General features: G+C 71.0%; 9 protein-coding genes and 4 pseudogenes. 9 read left to right on the forward strand and 4 right to left on the reverse strand.

Going from position 1 to position 20174, the window contains the following annotated elements:
- Positions 1-161 precede the first annotated feature (161 nt).
- Positions 162-842 carry a hypothetical protein gene (locus tag A3862_RS06940; protein ID WP_124262952.1) on the forward strand — a complete coding sequence of 227 codons (681 nt, stop codon included), beginning with the start codon at positions 162-164 and terminating at the stop codon, positions 840-842.
- A 640-nt stretch (positions 843-1482) separates the two neighbouring features.
- Here A3862_RS06940 and A3862_RS31985 read toward each other — a convergent pair.
- Positions 1483-1932: pseudogene (locus A3862_RS31985) on the reverse strand (transposase); the annotation flags it as partial.
- Between the two features lie 67 nt (positions 1933-1999).
- Here A3862_RS31985 and A3862_RS06950 point away from each other — a divergent pair.
- Positions 2000-2835, forward strand: a pseudogene (locus A3862_RS06950) (IS3 family transposase); the annotation flags it as partial.
- A 238-nt stretch (positions 2836-3073) separates the two neighbouring features.
- Here the strand turns inward: A3862_RS06950 and A3862_RS06955 are convergent.
- Positions 3074-4351, reverse strand: a complete 1278-nt coding sequence (locus A3862_RS06955) for an IS110 family transposase (protein WP_071000277.1) — start codon at positions 4349-4351, stop codon at positions 3074-3076.
- 146 nt (positions 4352-4497) lie between these two features.
- Between A3862_RS06955 and A3862_RS06960 the strand changes: the two are divergent.
- Positions 4498-4860: pseudogene (locus A3862_RS06960) on the forward strand (integrase core domain-containing protein); the annotation flags it as partial.
- Positions 4861-5042: 182 nt separating this feature from the next.
- Here A3862_RS06960 and A3862_RS06965 read toward each other — a convergent pair.
- Positions 5043-6326 carry a hypothetical protein gene (locus tag A3862_RS06965; RefSeq protein ID WP_124262953.1) on the reverse strand — a complete coding sequence of 428 codons (1284 nt, stop codon included), beginning with the start codon at positions 6324-6326 and terminating at the stop codon, positions 5043-5045.
- A 1041-nt stretch (positions 6327-7367) separates the two neighbouring features.
- Between A3862_RS06965 and A3862_RS06970 the strand changes: the two genes are divergently transcribed.
- On the forward strand, positions 7368-9740 hold the full coding sequence (locus A3862_RS06970) for a bifunctional diguanylate cyclase/phosphodiesterase (RefSeq protein ID WP_071000275.1): 2373 nt from the start codon (positions 7368-7370) through the stop codon (positions 9738-9740).
- A gap of 319 nt (positions 9741-10059) precedes the next feature.
- Here A3862_RS06970 and A3862_RS06975 read toward each other — a convergent pair whose 3' ends face one another.
- Entirely contained in the window at positions 10060-11142 is a 1083-nt protein-coding gene (locus tag A3862_RS06975; RefSeq protein WP_043074875.1) for a catalase family protein, read from the reverse strand.
- Between the two features lie 517 nt (positions 11143-11659).
- Between A3862_RS06975 and A3862_RS06980 the strand changes: the two genes are divergently transcribed.
- The 5 genes and pseudogenes from A3862_RS06980 (at position 11660) to A3862_RS06995 (ending at position 20111) form a co-directional block, all read left to right on the forward strand.
- On the forward strand, positions 11660-12745 hold the full coding sequence (locus A3862_RS06980) for an isocitrate/isopropylmalate dehydrogenase family protein (RefSeq protein ID WP_043074874.1): 1086 nt from the start codon (positions 11660-11662) through the stop codon (positions 12743-12745).
- A 432-nt stretch (positions 12746-13177) separates the two neighbouring features.
- Positions 13178-13339 (forward strand): annotated as a pseudogene (locus A3862_RS31815) (peptidoglycan-binding domain-containing protein); the annotation flags it as partial.
- 978 nt (positions 13340-14317) lie between these two features.
- Positions 14318-16459, forward strand: coding sequence for a tellurite resistance TerB family protein (locus A3862_RS06985; RefSeq protein ID WP_071000759.1), 2142 nt, complete (start codon positions 14318-14320; stop codon positions 16457-16459).
- Positions 16456-17796, forward strand: a complete 1341-nt coding sequence (locus A3862_RS06990) for an ATP-binding protein (protein WP_071000274.1) — start codon at positions 16456-16458, stop codon at positions 17794-17796. The genes A3862_RS06985 and A3862_RS06990 overlap by 4 nt, the downstream gene beginning before the upstream one ends.
- Positions 17793-20111, forward strand: a complete 2319-nt coding sequence (locus tag A3862_RS06995) for a DEAD/DEAH box helicase (protein WP_071000273.1) — start codon at positions 17793-17795, stop codon at positions 20109-20111. Before A3862_RS06990 ends, A3862_RS06995 begins: the two co-directional genes overlap by 4 nt.
- Positions 20112-20174 lie beyond the last annotated feature (63 nt).

The following is a 20174-nucleotide window of genomic DNA, read 5'->3' on the forward strand; positions in this document are numbered from 1 at the left end:
TCCCCGTTTGATCAACCCTCTGGTTCCGCGGCGATTCGAGTGGCTGACCTTAACGAAACAGTAAGGCACCTTTGGCGAAACAGAAGGGCTTTGACGATGCCGCGACTTGCTGAGGGGGTGCGAATTCCGCCGGCCCCGTTTATGTTTCGCTGAGCGCCGTCTTGGCTGTAATCACTGTCCTGCGCGATCACGGCACGCCAAATCCCATCGACGAAATGGCGTTGCAGCACGTGTCTCAGAGTATGCGACGGCAGGTGCTCTCGGGCCTGAGGTTTCTGCGGCTGATCGATGCCCGTGGCCGTGCGCTGCCGAGGCTGAAATCCCTGGTTGTGGCGTACGAGACTCCGGCATGGCCGACCGTGCTGACGGGCGTGCTCAAGGCGGCTTACGAGCCGCTGTTCCAGCATGAGCTCGGCACGATGTCGCCGACTGTGTTTCAGCGCCTGTTTCGCTCGCAGTATCCCTCGACGGATGGCGTAACGCGGAAGGCCCTGACGTTTTTCATCAGCGCGGCGCGGTCGGCCGAGATCCCGTTGAATGGGGATCTCTTCGAGGGCCGCCGCGTGCGACGGGGTGGGCAGCGGCGGGAGGCTTTGGGCCGCGAGAATGGCGGCCGTGTCGAGCCCGTCGACGACGCACAGGATGAGACCCCGAGCCTTGGCGAATCGGGGGGCGAGGAATCCCCAGGAAAGGTGATCGCGGCCGATGACGGGCACGCGGCGCTCGCCTTTCTGACGGACCTTCTCGACGAGGCCCGTATGACGGGACAGGAGCAGGAGGCCGTGTGGACCCTGGTGAAGTATGTCCGCCGCTGCCGCGACCACGCGCATCGCGCTGCGTGACGACTCTTGATCCGGTTCGTGCCTGACTGCGTCTGGTCTCATGGCGTCGTCAATTTGACCGGTCTCGGCCAGGGGACGCCCCGCGCCGCCGGAGCTTGGGGCCCGTCGCGCGCAGGATCCGCGCCGCACGGATGCGCCGGTAGCGTGGGTTGTCGATCCGCCGCAGGCGCTTCAGGCGTTTGTCTTGAAGGACGGGGAGGAAGGTCCGGTCGCGGCGAAAACCTTCGGGCAGGCGGAGGATCTGGCGCGCGAGATCGCCGGGCCGGGCGACTTTTCGGAACATCCGCTGAGTGAGCCCGGCTTCGCCGGCGGCAGTGAAGAAGCGGCGCGGCCAGTCTTCGATCCACGCCGCGACGGTCTCGACGATGACAGCACAGTCGCCGGCACTGAGACACCGCGGGCAGATCTGAAGCGCGTGCCGGATCCGTGTGCGGCGATAGATCCCGGCCGACAGGATCAGGGACGCATCGCCCGATCCCCGCCCGAACCGACGGCGAGGGGCATCCAAGGTCATCGCGCGGACCCGGTCGAGCGTCAGGCCGGCGCGACCCGCGAGATCGGCGAGCCATGCGGTGTCCGCGACCTGGTCGAGATCGCGGTTCCACACCGGTCGGTCCGGCCACCACAGTGCGGCGAACGGCTTCACGACCTCCAGGGTGATGCCGTGATCGGCGGCCGCTTCCGCCGCGCGCTCAGGTATAGAGCCCTGATCGACACAGGCGAGGTTCACGCTGTCACTGGTTGCCCTCTGCACGGCACAAGCGAGCGCGGCCACGGCTGCGCGATCATCGGCGTTGGCCGGTGTGACGTGCAGAGCCAGCACTTGGCCGAGCGTACCGACCGCTGCGTGCAGCTTCGAGCCACGGGTGCGCTTGTGACCGTCCCAAGCGGCGCGAGCGACGCTCTCAGGGGTCGAACGCGGGGTGCGGCTGTCGTGCACCACGGCCGAGGGCTCCTCGGCACGACCCGCAGCCAGGCGCAACACGGCGCGCAGGTTGTGGATCAAGCTCTCGAAGCAGCCGGGCCGCAGCCAACGTTGCGCCTGATCGTACACGGCGTGCCACGGCGGCAAGTCATGGGGCATCGCGCGTTGACCTGACCGGCTGGCTTTGGACCGGGCTGATTGAGAGGATCAGCCGGGACCGAAGGAGCTGGGTATGAAGCGGGGTCAGAAGACGAGCGCAAAGCAGGTCGTGCTCAAGCTGCGCCAGATCAAGATCCTGACGGCACAGGGCAAGAGCTTGGCGCTCGCATGCAAGGAAGCCGAGATCCCAGAGCAAAGCTACTATCGCTGGCGCAAAGATTACGGCGGCTTACAGATCGATCAAGCCAAGCGAATGAAGGAGCTGGAGCGCGAGAATACCCGCCTGCACCGGCTGGTCGCCGATCTGTCCCTTGAAAAGCAGGTGCTCGCGGACTTCGCCGCGGGAAACTTGTAGCCCCCGAACGACGCCGGCAGGCGGTCGATGGTGCCCGAGAGAAGCACGGTCTCTTGGAGCGCCACGCCTGCCGGATCGTCGGCCAGCACCGGGGCACGCAGCGTTACGTGCCCACGGTTGCGGCCGACGAGGATGAACTGACCCGCGCCATCATCGCCCTGGCGTCCGAGTACGGCCGCTACGGCTACCGCCGCGTGACCGCGCTGCTGCAGGCGGCCGGCTGGCGGGTGGGCAAGGACCGGGTTCAGCGCATCTGGCGTCGTGAGGGGCTGAAGGTCCCAAAAAAGCACCGACCGCGCAGCCGCCTCTGGCTGAACAACGGCTCGTGCGTGCGGCTGCGCCCGCTCCACCCCAACCACGTCTGGAGCTTCGACTTCGTCCAGGCGCAGACCCATGACGGGCGGAGCCTGCGCGTCCTGACGCTGATTGACGAACACAGCCGGGCCTGCCTCGCGCTGAAGGTGGCGCGGCGCATCGGCAGCCTCGGCGTGATCGAGGCGCTGGCCGACGCGATGTGCCTGCACGGCATCCCGGAGCATCTCCATTGCGACAACGTCCTACGTAGCGATGAAGGACGGCTGGCCAGGCAACAGGTCTCCGTCCGCGAACATGCGCCCGCGGTGTGTTTGTCGTCAACGTCGATCCAGGCGGCTCCTGCCGATCCGGAAGAACTCTCGGCCATAGCGAACACAGGATCCAGCCGATGCACGCGGCACCGTGGTCCTCACCGTCCTCAACACGAGATGTCGATCCAGGCAGGAGACCCGAGCATTATCTACAGGGTCGTGGTTCTCACGCCCTCACGGCTCTGCTGAGAGGGGTTCTCCCACCTGGCACCGGCCCCTCGACGAAGGGCCGGTAGTCGGCACCGGTCTTGATGACGGCGTGCACCACGCGCGCCATCTTGGCGGTGATCGCGGTCAGCGCCTTACGCCGCAGGTCGGCATTGTGCCGGTCGCGGGCGATGTAGCGCTCGAACTTGTCGCGGAAGCCGTTCTCCCGCTGCCGGATAGCGACCTGTCCGGCCAGCCAGAGCGTACGCCGGAGCCGGGCGTTGCCGTACTTCGACAGCTTGGTCTGGCCGCGGAAGGTGCCGGATTGCTGGGTGGCCAGATCGAGCCCGCAGAACTTCAGGAACTGCCGGTGATGGCTGAAGCGGCGCAGGTCGCCGGCCTCAGCCAGGATGGTCAGGGCGTTGATCGGGCCGATGCCGGGGATGCGGCGCAGCAGCTTGTAGTCGGAGCTGTCGGTCAAGAGGGCGTCGGCCGTGGCCTCGATGGCGTCGCGCTGCTGGATCAGCCCGCGCGCCTCGCCGATGACGAGCCGGAACATGCTCACCGCCGGAGCGTCAGGCGGCACCGGCAGGCCGATCGAGCTGTGGGCCGTCTCGTAGATGTCGCCGAGCAGTTGCGCCTTGGCGACCTTGCGCCCGACGACATCCCAGGCGGCGGCGATGAAGGCTTCCTTGCTCAGCGCGGTGATGCAGGCGGGCGTGGGGAAGCGATCGAGGAAGGCGAAGAACCAGTCCGAGCGGCTGTTGTGGCGGAAGCGGTCGACCTCTGGGAAATACAGCGGCAGGTAGTGGGTCAGGATCCGATGCAGCACCTCGGTCTTGGCCCGCGAGACGGCGTCGTGCGTCTTGGACAGCTCCTGCACGTCGTTGATGCCGGCGGCGAGCGGGTCGTGATACACCTGCGAGGCGCCGATGCGGATCATGTGCAGCATGACTTGGGCGTCCTTCGGGTCGTTCTTGTCCCAGCCGTTGTGCAGGGCCTCGCGGGTGCGGGCGAGCCCCACGGAGGAGATCAGGCGCACGGCAAAGCCGGCCTGGAGCAGGCGCCAAGCGATCGGGCGGTGATAGTTGCCGGTGGCCTCGAAACCGCAGGTCACCGGCTGGCCGAGGTTCGACAGGAGCGCGATCAGACGGTCGTGCTCGGCGCGGGTGTTGAGGACGCTCAACCGGCGTCGTCGGCCGGAGCCGGGCACCTCGATGAGGACCTCGTTGCGGGCCTTGGCGACGTCGATGGCTACGAGAACGCCGGCCGGCGGCGTAAGCTGTGGTCTGGTCATGGTCGATCCGTCTCCGGAATGAGGCTTCGAACACCGTCATTCTAGAGACCTGTCGATCGGCCATGACCGCCCAGGGCGGCGCGCTGCGCTCAGCATGGCTTCGCGCGCCGCCCCAGAGCCGTCGAGCCATCTTCCCGATGTGCTATGGCCCCGAGATGATTGCGAAGGCGCTGCGCAAATGGGTCGCCAAGACGGGCCCGCAGATCCAGTACATCACCCCAGGCTCGCCGTGGAAGAACGGGTACTGCGAGAGCTTCAACGGCAAGCTGAAGGACGAGTGCCTGAGGCAGGAGATCTTCTACTCGCTCAAGGAGGCGCAGACCGTGATCGGGATCTGGCAGAACACATACAACCGCGTCCGGCCGCATTCGTCCTTGGGCTACCGGCCGCCCGGGCCCGTCACCTTCCCGGATCTGGCCTTCCGGCCTCCATGGTCGCTGCCATGCAGTAGCCTCTCACTCGGCCCGGTCCAAAATACCGGTCAGGTCACCCGTGCCGACGGCCGGTGAGGAAACTCGCAGGGATCGACAGGTTTCGCGAAGCGGCTCGGCCGTTCGAAGCCTAACGATGTCCAGGGCGCGGCGAACACGCCTACGGCGCGGAAGGCCCACGGCAGCTTGGTACGCGTTTACCGAACCTCGCCCCGAGACGACGGCCCGTCCGATCGGGGAGCCGCGGAGGGGGCAGCGGGTCAGATGGACGGGCTCGGTCCATCGAGACCCGGACGATCGTCGGGCGATGGCGCCGTCTCTTGGTCCGGAGCACCTGCGGCGATGAAATCGAGGAGGGCTTGTTCCCGGTCGATTGGCCCGTTCGTCGCCGCCGGACGGCGTTGGCCATCGACGTCGAATGCCTCGAAGTGGAGTTGCGCGTTGCCGACGTCGCCGAAGGCCGCCCTGATCGGCTTGGCGTGGTATTGGGGGAGTCGGTTCGCGGCGAGCTCGTACCAGACTTTCTCCCGGATCGTTTCCACCATGCCCGAGGGTGCGAAGAGCAGGCCGCGAAGGCCCTCCAGATCGTCCTGCGCCTTCAGGGTCGCGACGACGCACGCGATGTGCCGGGCGAGCTTGCGGGCGTTGCCGACCTCGAAGCGCTTGCTCCCGTCGCCGGGACGATCGCCTCGGAGAAGCAATGCCGTCATCACCGGGTCGCGCCTTACGAGTCGGGCGATGTCGTCGGCCGCCGCGAAGGCGGCCACGGCGTCGCCGGCCTCGATCGCGCGCCGGGCCTCGCGGACGCCCGACATGAACGCCTCTCCCGTCGGGGGCAACGGCCTGCGGGTTGCCAGCCGGTTCCGCACGCACTCCTCGTAGGTGGCGCCCGGGTACACGGTCTCGGTCTGCGTCTCGGATCTGACGGTCGGCCGCTCAGTCCCTGCCGGCATCAGGGAGGCCAGGTGGTCGGCGAGCTTCCGACCCAGGCGGTCGACATCCCCGTCGGGGCCGCTGAGCATGACTTGGTAGTTCACGTGCACGAAGGGATCGACCGGGGCGAAATAGAACGCGCGCGACAGCCCGAGGACCTGCTTCACCCGTTCGCGGATGTTGTCGGGCGCGGCATGGAGCACGGTTCCGGGTGCGACCGCCTCGATCCTGGATGTCCAGGACACATGCACGCCACAGGCGCGGGCCTCCTCCATCGCCTCGGTCATTGCCCCCCGGACGCCATCCTTCAGGCGAGCGGCCTGGACGGAGACGCAGGCGCCGACGATGCCGAACAGCTCGTCCATCCGGTGCTCCACCATGGATTGGTCGAGACACTGCACCGCTTCGTCGCCGCCCGCCTCGGCCAGCGACGCGCAGAGGTCGTCGAGGACCGCGCCGCGGTTCGCCTTTGGGAGGGCCTGGTTGAGGGCGAAGGCGCGAGTCTCGTCCGGATGTCCCACCGCCGGAATCGAGCGCGAGAGTCCGATATGGCAAAAATGCGTGACCCGCACGGTGGGGCCGACAGAAGAACTTATTTCCATGGATGTCATGACTGGCCCGTCCCGCTCAGTGCACCATCGAGCCCGATGCCCGATCGTCCCGGCGAAGGTTGGTCGGGGGGCTTGCAACCCACAACCTCGGCCCACGCCGCCGACGGGAATGGGCCACCCGGCTGATCCTGCCCCGCCGACGGCCCGGCCACCGCGCCGGGACCGCACAAGAAAGTTCCGCGATCACCGGGGCACATGCGTCACCGCCCTCGCACCGTGCCAGAGCACAATGGCTGGGCCGTCTAGGGGCCGGGAACGGCTGCGCGGCGCTCGGCTTCACGATGCCGGTGATGGACGGGTTCCACTCTCTCGACAGGCTCCCGGGGCTGCCCGGCTGCGCGAAGGTCCCCGTGGTGGCGCTCAGCGCACGGGACGTGACGGCGACCGAGCGCGACCGCCGTCCGAGGCCGACCAGGCTGGCGCAACGGCGAAACGAGCCCGCAGAACATCGCCACGGGAGATGCGCAAGCTCGACAATCAGCAGACGGACGGCGCGAACGCCGCCACGACGCACGAGCCGGCACGGGCTCGGCGGGCTGACCACTGCGACGGCCTGCCCGTCGTCGCCGCTACCCGGGACACCATGGGTTCGACTTCGGCTCAGCCCGCGAATGTCTGGAGCGCGGCTTCGATGCGGCGGGGGTCGAACGGCTCGCCGAGCACGATCCCGCGCTCCGGAATCTTCGAGGCGTCCAAGGGCCGCGACGGGACCATCAGCAACTCGATAGGCGGCCAGCGGTGGCGGATCGAAGGCGGGCTGCATGCCCGCGGTGGAGCCGCGCATGTCGAGGCCGGTGAACACCGCGTCGATCTCGCTTGTTGGCCGGCAAGGTCGACGAGCCGTGGTCCCATGCCGCGCCCCTCGACGACACCGTCCCGACGCCACGACGATGACCGGGAGGCCCACCGGAAGGGGGGCCTGGCCGATCCGCGGCACCCATCGGCGATCGCCTGTGGATCCACGACATGGTCGCGCACGCTTAACTCGTCCGACAGGGACTTGTGCGATCAGAGGGATTCAACGGGTTTCGAGGCCGCGCCATGCTCAACGTCGTCGGATGCCTCGTCGAAACCCATGATCTCCGCCTCGTCGTCCTGGCGGCCGCCACCTGCGGACTGTCGGCGCTGACGACGGTCTGCCTCGTCGACCACGCCCGCCGGACCGCCGCCTGGGTCCAGGTCGGCTGGCTCGCCGTGGCCGCCTTCGCGGGGGGATCCGGCATCTGGGCGACGCACTTCATCGCCATGCTCGCGTTCGCGCCTGGCGTCCCGGGCGGCTACGATCTCGGTCTCACCGCGCTCTCCCTCGTCCTCGCGATCGCGCTGGTCGGCGCCGGCGTGGCCCTCTCGGTCTCCGTCGGGGGGCGTGCGGCCGCATGGGCCGGCGGTGGCGTCGTCGGGCTCGGCATCGCGGCGATGCACTACACCGGCATGGCCGCCTACGACGTCGCCGGGCACAAGGCGTGGGACCCCGCCGCCGTCGCGGCCTCGCTCGCCCTTTCCGTCCTGCTCGGCGGGGCCGCCCTGTCGGCCCGGCCGGGCGGGCGAGGCCTCGCCCGCCAGCTTCCCGCCGCGCTCCTGCTGCTGCTCGCCATCTGCGGGCACCATTTCACCGCGATGGGCGCCGTCACCGTTACCCCGGACCCGACCATGGCCGTCTCCGAGGCCGCGGTCCCGAACGCGTGGCTGGCCGTCGCCGTCGCGCTGGCGAGCTTCACCATCCTCCTCATGGCCGGCGCCGCGCTCGCGCTGGACCTCCGCGACCGCCGGCATGCCCAATTGGAGGCCGACCGCCTGCACAGCCTCGCCAACGCCGCCGTCGAGGGGCTCGTGGTCTGCACGGGCGACACCGTCGTCAGCGCCAACCGCAGCTTCGCCAAGCTCGCCGGCCGGCCCCAGGCCGGCCTCCCGGGCTCGTCCCTGTCCGCCTACCTTCCCGGGGAAGCGACACGCCTCCTCATGGCCGGCCATCCCGAGCGACCGGTGGAGGTCGAGCTTCGGCGCGCGGACGGCACCTTGATCCCGGTCGAGGTGATCATGCAGCCGGTCGAGCATGCCGGGCGGCCCCACTACGCCGTGGCCGTGCGCGACCTGCGTGCCCGTCGCCAGGCCGAAAGCCGTATCGCGTTCCTCGCCCACCACGACGCCCTCACCGGCCTCGCGAACCGCGCCAGCTTCGGCCAGCGGCTCGACCTTGAGATGCGGGCGGCGGACGTGGGGGGACGCAAGCTCGCCGTGCTCTGCCTCGACCTCGACCGCTTCAAGGAGGTCAACGACCTGTTCGGTCACGCCGCCGGCGACGCGATGCTGGAGGCCGTCGCCCGCATCGTCTCCGCGGAGCTCGACGGCACCCAGACCATGGCGCGCCTCGGCGGCGACGAGTTCGCCGTTCTGATGCCGTGCGAGCATGCGACCGCCGCGGGGGGACTCGCGGAGCGCATCCTGGAGGCGCTGCGCGCCGGCCGGGCTGAGGGGGGCGGCCCCAGCATCGCGACCAGCATCGGCGTCGCCCTCTACCCGGACGACACCCGGGAACGCGCGGCGCTCCTCAACTTCGCGGACACCGCCCTGTATCGGGCCAAGTCGGAGGGCCGCGGCACGTACCGCTTCTTCGAGGCCCGGATGGGCGCGGAGGTGCACGAGCGCCGCTCGCTGGAACATGACCTCCGCCATGCCGTCGCCCGCGGCGAGATGGAGCTCGTCTACCAGCCCCAGACCGAGGTCGGCACCGGCGAGGTCATCGGCTTCGAGGCGCTGCTCCGTTGGAGGCACCCCGAGCGGGGCCACGTCCCGCCGTCCGTGTTCATCCCCATCGCGGAGGAGAGCGACATCATCCTTCGGATCGGCGAGTGGGTCCTGCGCGAGGCCTGCCGCGAGGCCGCGGGCTGGCCAAGGCCCCTGTCCATCGCCGTCAACGTCTCGGCGGTGCAGATCCACTCCCCGGACCTCGTCGGGCTGGTGCACGAGGTGCTCCTCGGGACCGGGTTGGCCCCCGGACGGCTGGAGGTCGAGATCACGGAGACGGCGCTGATCAGCGACCCGAACCGGGCGCTCCTCACCCTGCGGCAACTCAAGGCGGTCGGCGTGCGTGTCGCGATGGACGATTTCGGGACGGGCTACTCGTCGCTCTCCAACCTGCGCTCCTTCCCGTTCGACAAGATCAAGATCGACGGCTCGTTCACGCGCGCCGTCGACACCAACGAGCAGACCGCGGCCATCGTGCGCTCGGTGTTGGGCCTCGGCCGGGGCCTCGGGCTTCCGGTCCTGGCCGAGGGGGTCGAGACCGAGGCCGAACTCGGCTTCCTCGCCGCAGAGCGATGCCATGCGGTGCAGGGCTATCTCCTGGGACGCCCGTCGCCCATCGCGGCGTTCTCCCGCCATACCCATGGGATCGTCAGGCAGGATGCCGCGTGACACCCCCGGCGAGCGAGAGGCACGCCATCACCGAACGGTCGCGCGACGGATCGCCCGAATGGCCAAGCGGGCGGAGGACGCGGTCGCCGCCGACCTGAAGCAGGCTTTCGCCGGAGAGGCAGCGGAGCGACCGCGCCCCGCGACTGAGCGGCGTTCGGCCCGATGACCATCATGCTCGCCCCGGCCTCGAACACCGCCTCGCGCGGCCTGGTGAACGCCGGTCCTCCGTGACGCGCGGCGCAATCAGGGTCGCGGGCCGTCTGCCCTCGGGCTCGTCATCGAATCCTCTCTGACCGACCGGTCCCTGGCGTCGCCGTCCTCAGGCCGGGATGCGGTCGATGCCGCCAGTTTCCTCTTCCGCCACGCCGTTCTCGCGATGGCGGAACGCGCTGAGCGCCCTGTACACCTGCAGCCGCGCCCGCATGACGGAGCCAAGCGGCCGGTGCGCCGCGAGGCTATGCGCGGGACGGAAGGTCATCACCTCGTCGAAGTAGTTCACCCGCTCCGGGGAGTAGGCGTCCTGGGGCGGCAGGCGAACCGTCGCCACCGTGCGGTACGGGCTGACCGAGACCGGCCAGTCGACCGAGGCGTCCTCGATGGGCTGCTTGTCGGCGTCGGCCCAAAGCTGGACCCTCAGCTCGTAGACGACGTCGTGCTCCCGAAAGAAGTCGACCGTGGCGTGCCGGAACCCGTTTTCGTCCTGATGGGGGTCGAGCCGCCATTCGGAGAGCGCGCGCTGGGCGTCGGTCACCGGCACGGCCCCGAGCTTGGCCACGTAGTCCCCGAAGCGGACCGGCGCCTGGCTGAAGTAGCTGTCGGCGAGCGGATGGCTGTAGGGGTGGCCGAAGAAATCGGCCATGGCGCTCTCCGTGCCGAAGGCGTGTAGGACACGGTTGAGGTTACGCGCGGTCGAGGAGACTGCGCTCTTCACCCCCTCCGGCATCCCCGTCGACTTGCCGATGACCGTGCCGTCGCGCAGGAACCCCGCCGCCGTGCCGGACGGGAAGGTCGTGCCGGTGGCGAGGACGAAATCCTGGGTGTCGACCGCGTGGCCGGGCAGCTTCTCGCCGGGCACGTCGAAGACCTTGATCGACATGCCGCGGTGGGTCGAGACGCGGTCCCCCAGCGTTTCGCCGGGGCCTTGCGCGAAGCGCACCGCGACCGGATGCGTCCCCGGAGTGGCGAAAAGGCCCTGAGCCAACTCGGGCGGCAGACCCTCTGCGACCACCAGTTCGCCGGTCACGCAGGCCGAGCTCTTGGCGTGGCTCGCGCGCACCGCATGGTGCTCGCGCGCCTCGACGGCCCGTGACTGCCGGGTCATCCCCTCGATGATGCCGTCGATGGTCTTCTGCTCGTCCGGCGCGGGGGTCTCGATCTCGGCTGCGTAGCGCAGGTAGTCCATGGCCGACCTCCTCAAGGATGTGCCCGTATCGGGCGCCACGCTCGACGCGAGACGATGGCTGCACCGGGCGGACGTGCCGGCTCCCGGGTCGCCCCCGGGACTGCCGCGCGCGTGTGCCATGATCGGGGTACTGGCGGCATCGCCAACCGTACCTCGACAAACGCAGCCCAGGCCCTTCGTTCCCCGAAACTCGGCGACGGACGATTGAGTCATGCCCAATTCGGAGCGCACGTACGCCCTGGCAATTCGATCCCGGGTGTTCCGCCGACTGCGACCAGCGGCGCCGCACAGCGGAGACCCTGTCGTTCGCGCAGGCGCAAGGCCTCCGGCGGTCGAAATCCGCCCCCTCGTACCCACCGCCGGAGGCTGAACGGCGCCCGCGGCGGCGCCGGCCCTCGCTGGAGGGCAAGACGTCGATGCGCCCTCGACCGCACCGCAGTCCGAACGCCTTGCGTTCCGGATGTCGAGGGCTGACTCTATGAGCCCAGCGTACCGGCGCGGTCAGGGAGAAGCGCTCATGCACCTCGTCATGCTACCGGGTGATGGCATTGGACCTGAGATCTCACATGCCACCCGCCGCGTGCTGGAAGTCGTCGACCGGGCGCTCGCCCTGGGGCTCACCTTCGAGGAACACGAGATCGGGCTGTCCCGCCTCGCGAGGGATGGCTCGACGTTCCCGGAGGCGGTGTTGGAGCGCTGCCGGGCGTCGGACGGGGTGATCCTTGGGCCGGTCTCGCACTCGGACTATCCGCCCCGCGAGAAGGGTGGGATCAACGGCTCGGCGCTGCTGCGGCGCGAACTCGACCTCTATGCCAACATCCGGCCGTGCCGCTCGCGTGAAGGGCTGGCCTATTACGGCCGCACGCCCATCGACCTCGTGATCGTCCGCGAGAACACGGAAGGGTTCTACGCCGACCGCACGATGCACATGGGCACCGGGGAGTTCATGCCGACGCCCGACGTCGCCATCGCCATGCGCAAGGTGACCGCCAAGGGCTCCGAAAGGATCGCCCGCGCCGCTTTCGAGATCGCCCGCACCCGGCGTCGGCGGAAGCTGACCTACGTCCACAAGGTCAACGTGCTGAAGATGTCGGACGCCCTGTTCCTGAAGGAAGGCCGCCGCGTGGCGGAGAGCTATCCGGATATCGCCACCGACGACCAGTTGATCGACTCGATGACCGCGATGCTCGTGCGCGATGCCGCCCGCTTCGACGTGATAGTCACCACCAACATGTTCGGGGACATCCTGTCGGATCTCGCCTCCGAGTTGTCGGGCAGCCTCGGTTTGGGCGCGGCGATCAACGCAGGCGACCAGCACTGCGTGGCGCAAGCTCAGCACGGCTCGGCGCCCGACATCCAGGGGCAGGACAAGGCCAACCCATGCTCGCTGGTGCTGTCGGCCGCGATGCTGCTCGATTGGTTGGCAGATCGGCTCGACCGTCCCGATCTTCGGCGGGGCGCGGCGGCGATTGACGCGGCCGTCGATCACCTGGTCAAGGACCCAGCGACCCGCACACGCGACCTCGGTGGCCTGCTCGGTACCCAGGCTTTTGCGGAGACCCTCTGCAAGGAAGTCGAAAGCCGGCTTCGTCATACGCGGTAGGTCGTCAGCCAACGACGCGACTGGCCCGCCTTCCCCCGGTGCGGACCTCGCGAGTGGGTGCGCGGCTCGCGTCGTCGACCCTGCGACGAGCGCGACGGCACGGTTCGATTCGACCTGCGAGGAATCGGGCCGGCCTGTGGCCCGTCTCGACGGGCAGGCGCGGCGCGATGCGGGGCCAACGGCCCGAAACCGCGCGCCCTGTCCGGGCCGGATCGGCCACGATCGGACCGCGCGCATCCGTGCGACCCGCACGGCCGGCTATCCTCAACCTAGGATAGCGGACCCGGAACGGCGCGTTCGGTCTTGGATTCGCGGACCAAATCAGAATACGGTCGTGGGCCAGGCGGCGACAACGCGCGGCGGCCCGCGGAGCCAGATCACGTGGCAAGGGTAAGCAGAGCCAAGGGGCGTTGGGCCGCCCTGGTCTTGGTGATGGCGTTCGTTTCCGTCCCCCCGTCGGGTGGGGATGCCTCGGCGCAGGGGGTCGATCAGGCCACCCGCGCCGCACAGAACGACCTCAGGGACCTTGGCTTCGACCCTGGCACGATCGACGGCAGGTGGGGCCCGCGGTCGTTGGCTGCCCTCAGACGCTTCCAGCGCGGCGAAGGTCTCCCCGAGAGCGGAAGGGCCGATCCAGACACGCTGGCGCGCTTGCGGCAACGATCCAGGCAGCCGTCTGCGGCTTCGCCGATCGCCAAGGCCCCGGAGCCCGACGCGACCGCGCGCTCCCCGCTGCCATCCGTCGGTGTCGCACAAGTCCCGGATCCCGATGCGCGAGCCAAGGAAAGCCCGGCGCCGACGTCGTCGGCCCAGGATGCCATCGATAGCGACAGCCCCGACGGACACACCGGGGGGGCGAAAGCCGCCGCGCCTTCGGTCTCCGGTCAAGCGTCGGGAGAGTCCAGGGCCAACGCGCCGAACCCCGCCGCCGAGCCACGATCGCAAGCGCCGGGGACTTCGAGCCAGTCCCCGGCCCCCGCCTTCCCCCTCGCCACGCTCGCGCTGGTCGGCGCCATCGTACCCGGCGCCCTGCTGGCCGCCTGGGGCGTGCGCCGCAGACGCCGCCAATTGGTCCCGTCCACGCCGGAGACCATCGACGCCGGGCTTAGGGACGGCGAGCCGGCTCCATCGACCGGCCTGCCGCGCGAGGCACCCGTGGGTTTGCGCGCTGCACGGCCGGCGGCCTCGAACCACGTCGCCGTCATTCCCGAACCGAGGACGCCGATGGCCGACCCGAGCCCGATGACGGGGCTCGTCGGCTCCACGGAGGTCCCGGCGCCGGACGCCGTCGCCGATCCGCCGGCGGATGATCCCATTGAAGCGACGGATCGATCCGGCGCGATCGATCCCGGACAGGGATCCGGAGAGCCGCCGCGCGCCGGTCCGGCGCCTGCCTCGAACCCTTTCGTCGCGCGATCGCCGGAGACGGCCGACGACCGCTCGTGCCACCCGCCGGCCATCGCCCCGCGTTCCCCGGATGCGGCCGCGCCACCCCGGGCATCCGAACCCGCGACGCGTCCATCGAAGCACAGGCTTGCCGGCGACCGGACGTGGGTCCCCGCCGGCGTCGGCGTGGCCGTCGCGGGCCTGACCCTTCCCGGGCTCGTCTACGTCGGCAGGACCTTGCCGCCGGCCAAGGGGGGCGAACAGAACGACAACTGCCTGGTCGACCCCGGGCTCGCCGTCCCCAGGACCACCTCCGACACCGCCGGCCGGCACCTGGAATACTGCCCGTCCTACGGGAGCATGAAGCCTTCGTCCCGTCGGGCCTACCTCGAATGGCTGGCCGGCGACCGGGCCGCTCCGGGGACGCCCATCGGCTACGTGTTCCTGTACCTTTACGGGCTCGAACGGCGCGGGGTGCTCGAAGGATCGGCCGAGGACAGGCCCGCCATCCGAGCGGAAGTCGAGCGGCTCCTCTCGGTCTACGGCGACAACGGCTCGTTCCGCCACTACGCGAGCTGCCTGCTGGCGGCGCTGGACGCCCTGTCGCTCGTGCCCGGGACGGATCCGGCGCCGGTCTTCGAGCCCAGCGGCTACGAGCTGCCGCTGTCGGTGCGCTTCGCCGTCGGCTCCCGCATCCGCGACGGCAAGCCGGTCGAGGGCGTCTGGCTGCTGGCATGGACGATGTCCCACCCCGAGACGCGCGTGCGCACGCCGGCGCGCCGCGCCTTCGACCGCGTCAGGGACGAGTTCGTGGCGGAGTTCGAGCGCCGGCATCCGTCCGGCGGCCTGCCGATCAAGTGGCGCAAGGGCGCGCCGTCCCCGGCCTTGTACCGGGCGGCGAGCCGGACCTTCGAGGTCGACCTCGCGCTCTTCGGGTCCGAGCGGATGCCCGACCTCGCGCGTCACGCGGACGCGCTCGCCCTCGGGCGCGAGCTGCTCGACCTGAGCTCCGACCGGCTGGACGCCTACAGCCGACACCTGGGCAAGGAGGCGGGCCGAGCGTCCCCCCTCTCGCTCCAGGCCCTGGCCCTGTTGCCGGCCGGCCAGCGCGAGCGCGCGGCGGACGCGCCGGCCGCCGCCCACCTCTCGTGGCTGCGCGAGCGGGCGGAGGCGTGCGCCCCGGTGCCGCTGGCCGAGCTGGGCAGGCGCGTGGCCGGGCGGTCCGATGCGGGAGCCACCGCCGCCAAGCCGCGGGAGCTGGCCGACGTCCTGTGCCGCTTCGGGATCGGCCTGATCCCCGACCCCCGCTTCCCTGTCCGAGCCCCGGCGGCGGACGTGACGCTGTTCGCGTTGACCGGGCCTCGGGACGCCGTGGACGCCCCGTCCGCGGCTTACGAGGCTGCGTTCCTCACCCTGTCCGTCGGCATGCTGATGGCCCGCGCGGACGGCGTCGTGACCGAGGACGAACGCGCGGTCCTGCGCGACCTGGCTTCCGATGCGCCGGGCCTCGGCCCGGACGAGCGCTTGCGGCTGGGTGCCGACGCATCGTGGCTCGAAGCCCACCCGACCGAGCTCACCTCGATGCGCGCCCGGCTCGCCGGGCTGGACCCGGAGCGGAAGCGGGCCGTCGCCGACACGCTCGTGCGCGTGGCGTCCAGCGACGGCCGCCACCACCGGGCCGAGATCGCGCTGCTGGAGAAGGCGTTCCGTCAGATGGGCCTGGACCTCAACGGCTTGTACTCGGCGCTGCACGGGGCCGCGCCGGCGGCGGCGCCGGACGGGCCCGTGCTCGTCGCGCGCGGCCCGGCGCGCGAGGCGGCCTTCCTCATCCCCGGCGGCCCCGAGGACGGGCGGGAGCCGTCGGGCCGTGCGGCCGCCGACGCGTCCCGACGGGCGGAACGGGGACCGCCCGCGCCGGCGGGACGCGTCGATGCGGAGCGCCTGGCCGCCATCAGGTCGGAAACCGAGGCGGTGAGCTCCGTCCTCGCCGGGGTGTTCGACCTGGACGCCGACCCCATCCGTGAGGCGCAGGGGGCGCCCCCCGAGGCCGAACCGGCCCCGATGGCCGCCCCCGGGGCCCCCGACGGCGGGTTCGATGGCCTCGACGCCCGGCTCGCCGGCCTGATGCGCGCCCTCGCGGGGCGACCCGAGTGGCCGAGGGACGCGTTCGACCGCCTGGCCCGCGAGCGCGGGCTGATGCCCGGCGCGGCGATGGAGGACCTCAACGCGTGGTCCTTCGACCGATTCGACGACCCGCTCGTCGAGGAGGGCGACCCGGTCCTCGTGAACGTCGGCCTGATCCCGGCCCACCTTTTGGAAACAGCATGACCGTCACCGTCACCAAGCCCGCGCCGAACATCAGGCCCCGGGACCGCGACACCATCGTCAACGCACTGCGGGCGGGGGTCGTGCCGCGCCTGGGCCTGCAGCACATCCAGGTGGGGCGCCGAAGGGAGATCGAGGCGCTCCTCGCGGACGTCTCGCGGGTCGCCGACGGCGGCGCGGCGTTGCGTTTCGTCGTCGGCGAGTACGGTGCGGGGAAGACGTTCTTCCTCTTCCTCGTGCGCCAGCTCGCCCTGGCCAAGAACCTGGTGGTGATGCAGGCCGACCTCGCCCCGGACCGCCGGCTCCACGCGACGGGGGGCCAGGCGCGGCTGCTGTACGCGGAGCTCGCCCGGAACCTCGCGACCCGCGCGGCGCCCGACGGCGGGGCCATGCGCAACGTCCTCGAACGTTTCGTCGCCAGGGCCGTCGAGGACGGGAAGCGCCCCGGGCGCGCGACCGAGGACGCGATCCGGGCCGGCCTCGCCGAGTTGCAGGAACAGGTGGGAGGCTACGACTTCGCCACCGTGGTCGCCGCCTACGCCGCGGCCCACGAGGACGGCGACGAGGCACGGCAGGCGAACGCGCTGCGCTGGCTGCGGGGCGAGTACGCGACGCGGACCGAGGCGCGCCAGGATCTCGGCGTCCGCGGCATCATCGACGACGGGAACGTCTACGACAGCCTGAAGCTCCTCGCCCGCTTCGTACGCCTCGCCGGCTATGACGGGCTGTTCGTCTGCCTCGACGAGCTCGTGAACCTCTACAAGCTCCAGAGCCCCCAGGCCCGCAACCAGAACTACGAGCAGATCCTGCGCGTCCTCAACGACGTCCTCCAGGGCACGGTCGAGGGCCTGGGGTTCGTCCTCGGCGGGACGCCGGAGTTCCTGCTGGACACGCGGCGGGGCCTCTACTCCTACGAGGCGCTCCAGTCCCGGCTCGCGGGCAACAGCTTCGCGACGGACGGCCTTGTGGACCTGTCCGGTCCCGTGGTCCGGCTGCAGAACCTGACCCCCGAGGAGATGCTGGTCCTGCTCGAACGCCTGCGGGACGTGTTCGCGGGCGGCGACCGGGCCCGCCACCTGGTCCCGGACGAGGCGCTGCACGCGTTCCTCGACCATTGCCGGGCCAGGGTGGGCGACGCCTACTTCCGCACGCCCCGCAACACGGTCAAGGCGTTCGTGGACCTCCTGGCCGTGCTGGACCAGAACCCGGGGGCGGACTGGCGCGAACGGCTCGGCGCCGTGGCCATACCCGAGGACGGCGCCGCCGACGCTTCGGCGCCCGCGGACGACGGCGACGGCGAGGCCGCGGGGACCGACGACCTCGCGCGCCTGCGGCTGTGACAGGCGCGCGGGCGCCGGGCGCCCACGTCGTCCCCGACGCGGCCTCGACGGCCTTCGAAGCCCTGGCCGAGCCGGTGCGCCGCTGGATCTGGCGGCAGGGCTGGACCGCGCTGCGCGAGGTCCAGGAGATGGCCGTCCCGGCGATACTGGCGGGCGGCGACGTGATCCTCTCGGCCCGCACGGCCGCGGGCAAGACGGAGGCGGCGTTCCTGCCGTTGCTGACGCGCGTCCTGCCGCGGCTGGACGGCGGGAGGCCCGGGTTCGCCATCCTCTACGTCTGCCCGCTGAAGGCGCTGATCAACGACCAGCACCGGCGCCTCGAAGGCCTGCTGCAGGCCTGCGACGTCCCCCTGCACCGTTGGCACGGCGACGTCCCGGCCGACGCGAAGCGCAAGGCGCGCGAGCGCCCCCAGGGCGTCGTGCTGATCACGCCGGAATCCCTTGAGGCGACGCTGGTCCGCCGCGGACCCGACGCGGCGCGGCTGTTCGGGGCGCTCGACGCGGTGGTGGTGGACGAGCTGCACGCCTTCGTCGGCACGGAGCGGGGCCGCCAGCTCCAGTCCCTCCTGACGCGCGTCGAGGTGGCCTGCGGGCGCGACCACGTCGACCGCGTCGGGCTGTCGGCCACGTTGGGCGACATGCGCCTCGCCCGGGAGGCGTTGCGGCCGGGCGCCCCGGATTCGGTCCGGCTCGTGGAGAGCCGCGAGGGCGGCGCCGACCTGCTGCTGCAGGTCCGCGGCTACGAGCGCCCGCCGCGAAATGGCACCGGGAGCGAAGCCGCGGACGCGCGTCGCGAAGGCGCCCCCGACGCCGACGGTCCGGAGCGCGCGGAACCCGTGAAGCCGGCCCCGGACGCGAACGGGGCCGACGAGCCGATCGCGTCTCACCTGTTCGAGGTGCTCCGCGGCCGCCGCAACCTCCTGTTCGCCGGATCCCGGCAGCGGGTGGAGGTGTATGCGGACCGCCTGCGCGCCCTCGCCGAGGACGCGCGGCTCCCCAACGAGTTCTTCGCCCACCACGGCAACCTCGCCAGGGCCGAGCGCGAGGCGGTCGAGACCCGCCTGCGCGAGGACGGCCGGCCGACGACCGCGGTGGCGACGACGACCCTGGAGCTCGGCATCGACATCGGCGACGTCGAGAGCGTCGCGCAGATCGGTCCGGGCCCATCCGTGTCGTCGCTCCGCCAGCGGCTCGGGCGGTCCGGCCGGCGGCCCGGCATGCCATCGGTCCTGCGCATCTACGTCGCCGAGGAGGCGGCGGGGCCGACGCTCCATCCGGCGGACCGGCTGCGCCTCGACCTCGTGCAGGCCGTGGCGACCGTCGACCTGCTCCTGGAGCGCTGGTGCGAGCCGCCGCGGGTGGGCGGGCTGCATCTCTCGACGCTCACACACCAGGTGCTCGCGCTCGTCGCCCAGACGGGGGGCCTGCGGCCGGACGCCGCCTGGAGGACGCTCTGCGGGCGCGGGCCGTTTCGAAACGTCTCGCGCGACCTGTTCGTCGAGCTGCTAAGGGCGATCGCGCGTCCCGAGGCGGCCCTGGTCGAGATGTCGCCGGACGGCTTGCTGATGCTGGGGCCGGCCGGCGAGCGTCTCGCGGAGGGCCATCAGTTCTACGCCGTCTTCCAGACGGACGAAGAGTACCGGGTCATGGTCGTCGGCGGGAAGGTCCTGGGCACGGTGCCGCTCGACCTGACGCTGGCGCCCGGGCAGACGATCATCTTCAATGGCCGCCGATGGCGGATCGAGTCCCTGGACGCACGGGCCAAGGTCGTCGTGGTGGCTCCCACGAAGTCGGCGTTGCCGCCGAGGTTCGGCGGCGGATGGTCGGGCGTGCACGACGCCGTCGCCGCGGCGATGCGGCGATGCCTGTCCGGCACCGGGATGCCCGCCTACCTCGACGCCGGGGCTCGCGCGCTGCTCGACCAAGGCAGGGCGGCCTTCCTGGGGTACGGCCTCGACGGGACCTGCATCGTCGAGGTCGGGCGTGACTGCACGGTCCTGCCGTGGGTCGGCGCGGCCAAGCTTGAGACGTTGGCCTTGACGCTCCTGGCCCGCAACCTGCAGGCCACGCCCTACGGCCACGCCGTCGAGGTGCGGGGTTGCTCCGCGGGCGACCTGCGCGCCGTCCTCACCGACATCGCCGGCTCCCCGCCCCCCGACGCCGGCGCCCTTGCCGGCCTGGCGGCGAAGCCCGTCCGCGAGAAGTACGACGGCTACCTGACCGACGCCCTGCTCGCCCGGTCGCTGGCGGTCGAGCGGCTGGAGGCGGACGCCGTCCCTGACGTCGCGCGCCGCATCCTCGAACCCGGCGCCTGACGCGGTCGGCGCGGCCGACCGCGGCATCCGGGACACGGGACGCCCCCCGCACGCGTCGATCGG

The sequence above is a fragment of the Methylobacterium sp. XJLW genome, assembly GCF_003254375.1.
Classification (GTDB): Bacteria; Pseudomonadota; Alphaproteobacteria; order Rhizobiales; family Beijerinckiaceae; genus Methylobacterium; species Methylobacterium fujisawaense.

What these genes read in the sequence shown, in the direction of transcription:
- A3862_RS06980 (WP_043074874.1), top strand. Translation starts at nt 11,660, where the DNA reads ATGCACCTCGTCATGCTACCGGGTGATGGCATTGGACCTGAGATCTCA.
- A3862_RS06955 (WP_071000277.1), bottom strand. Translation starts at nt 4,351, where the DNA reads ATGACCAGACCACAGCTTACGCCGCCGGCCGGCGTTCTCGTAGCCATC.
- A3862_RS06965 (WP_124262953.1), bottom strand. Translation starts at nt 6,326, where the DNA reads ATGACATCCATGGAAATAAGTTCTTCTGTCGGCCCCACCGTGCGGGTC.
- A3862_RS06990 (WP_071000274.1), top strand. Translation starts at nt 16,456, where the DNA reads ATGACCGTCACCGTCACCAAGCCCGCGCCGAACATCAGGCCCCGGGAC.
- A3862_RS06970 (WP_071000275.1), top strand. Translation starts at nt 7,368, where the DNA reads ATGCTCAACGTCGTCGGATGCCTCGTCGAAACCCATGATCTCCGCCTC.
- A3862_RS06975 (WP_043074875.1), bottom strand. Translation starts at nt 11,142, where the DNA reads ATGGACTACCTGCGCTACGCAGCCGAGATCGAGACCCCCGCGCCGGAC.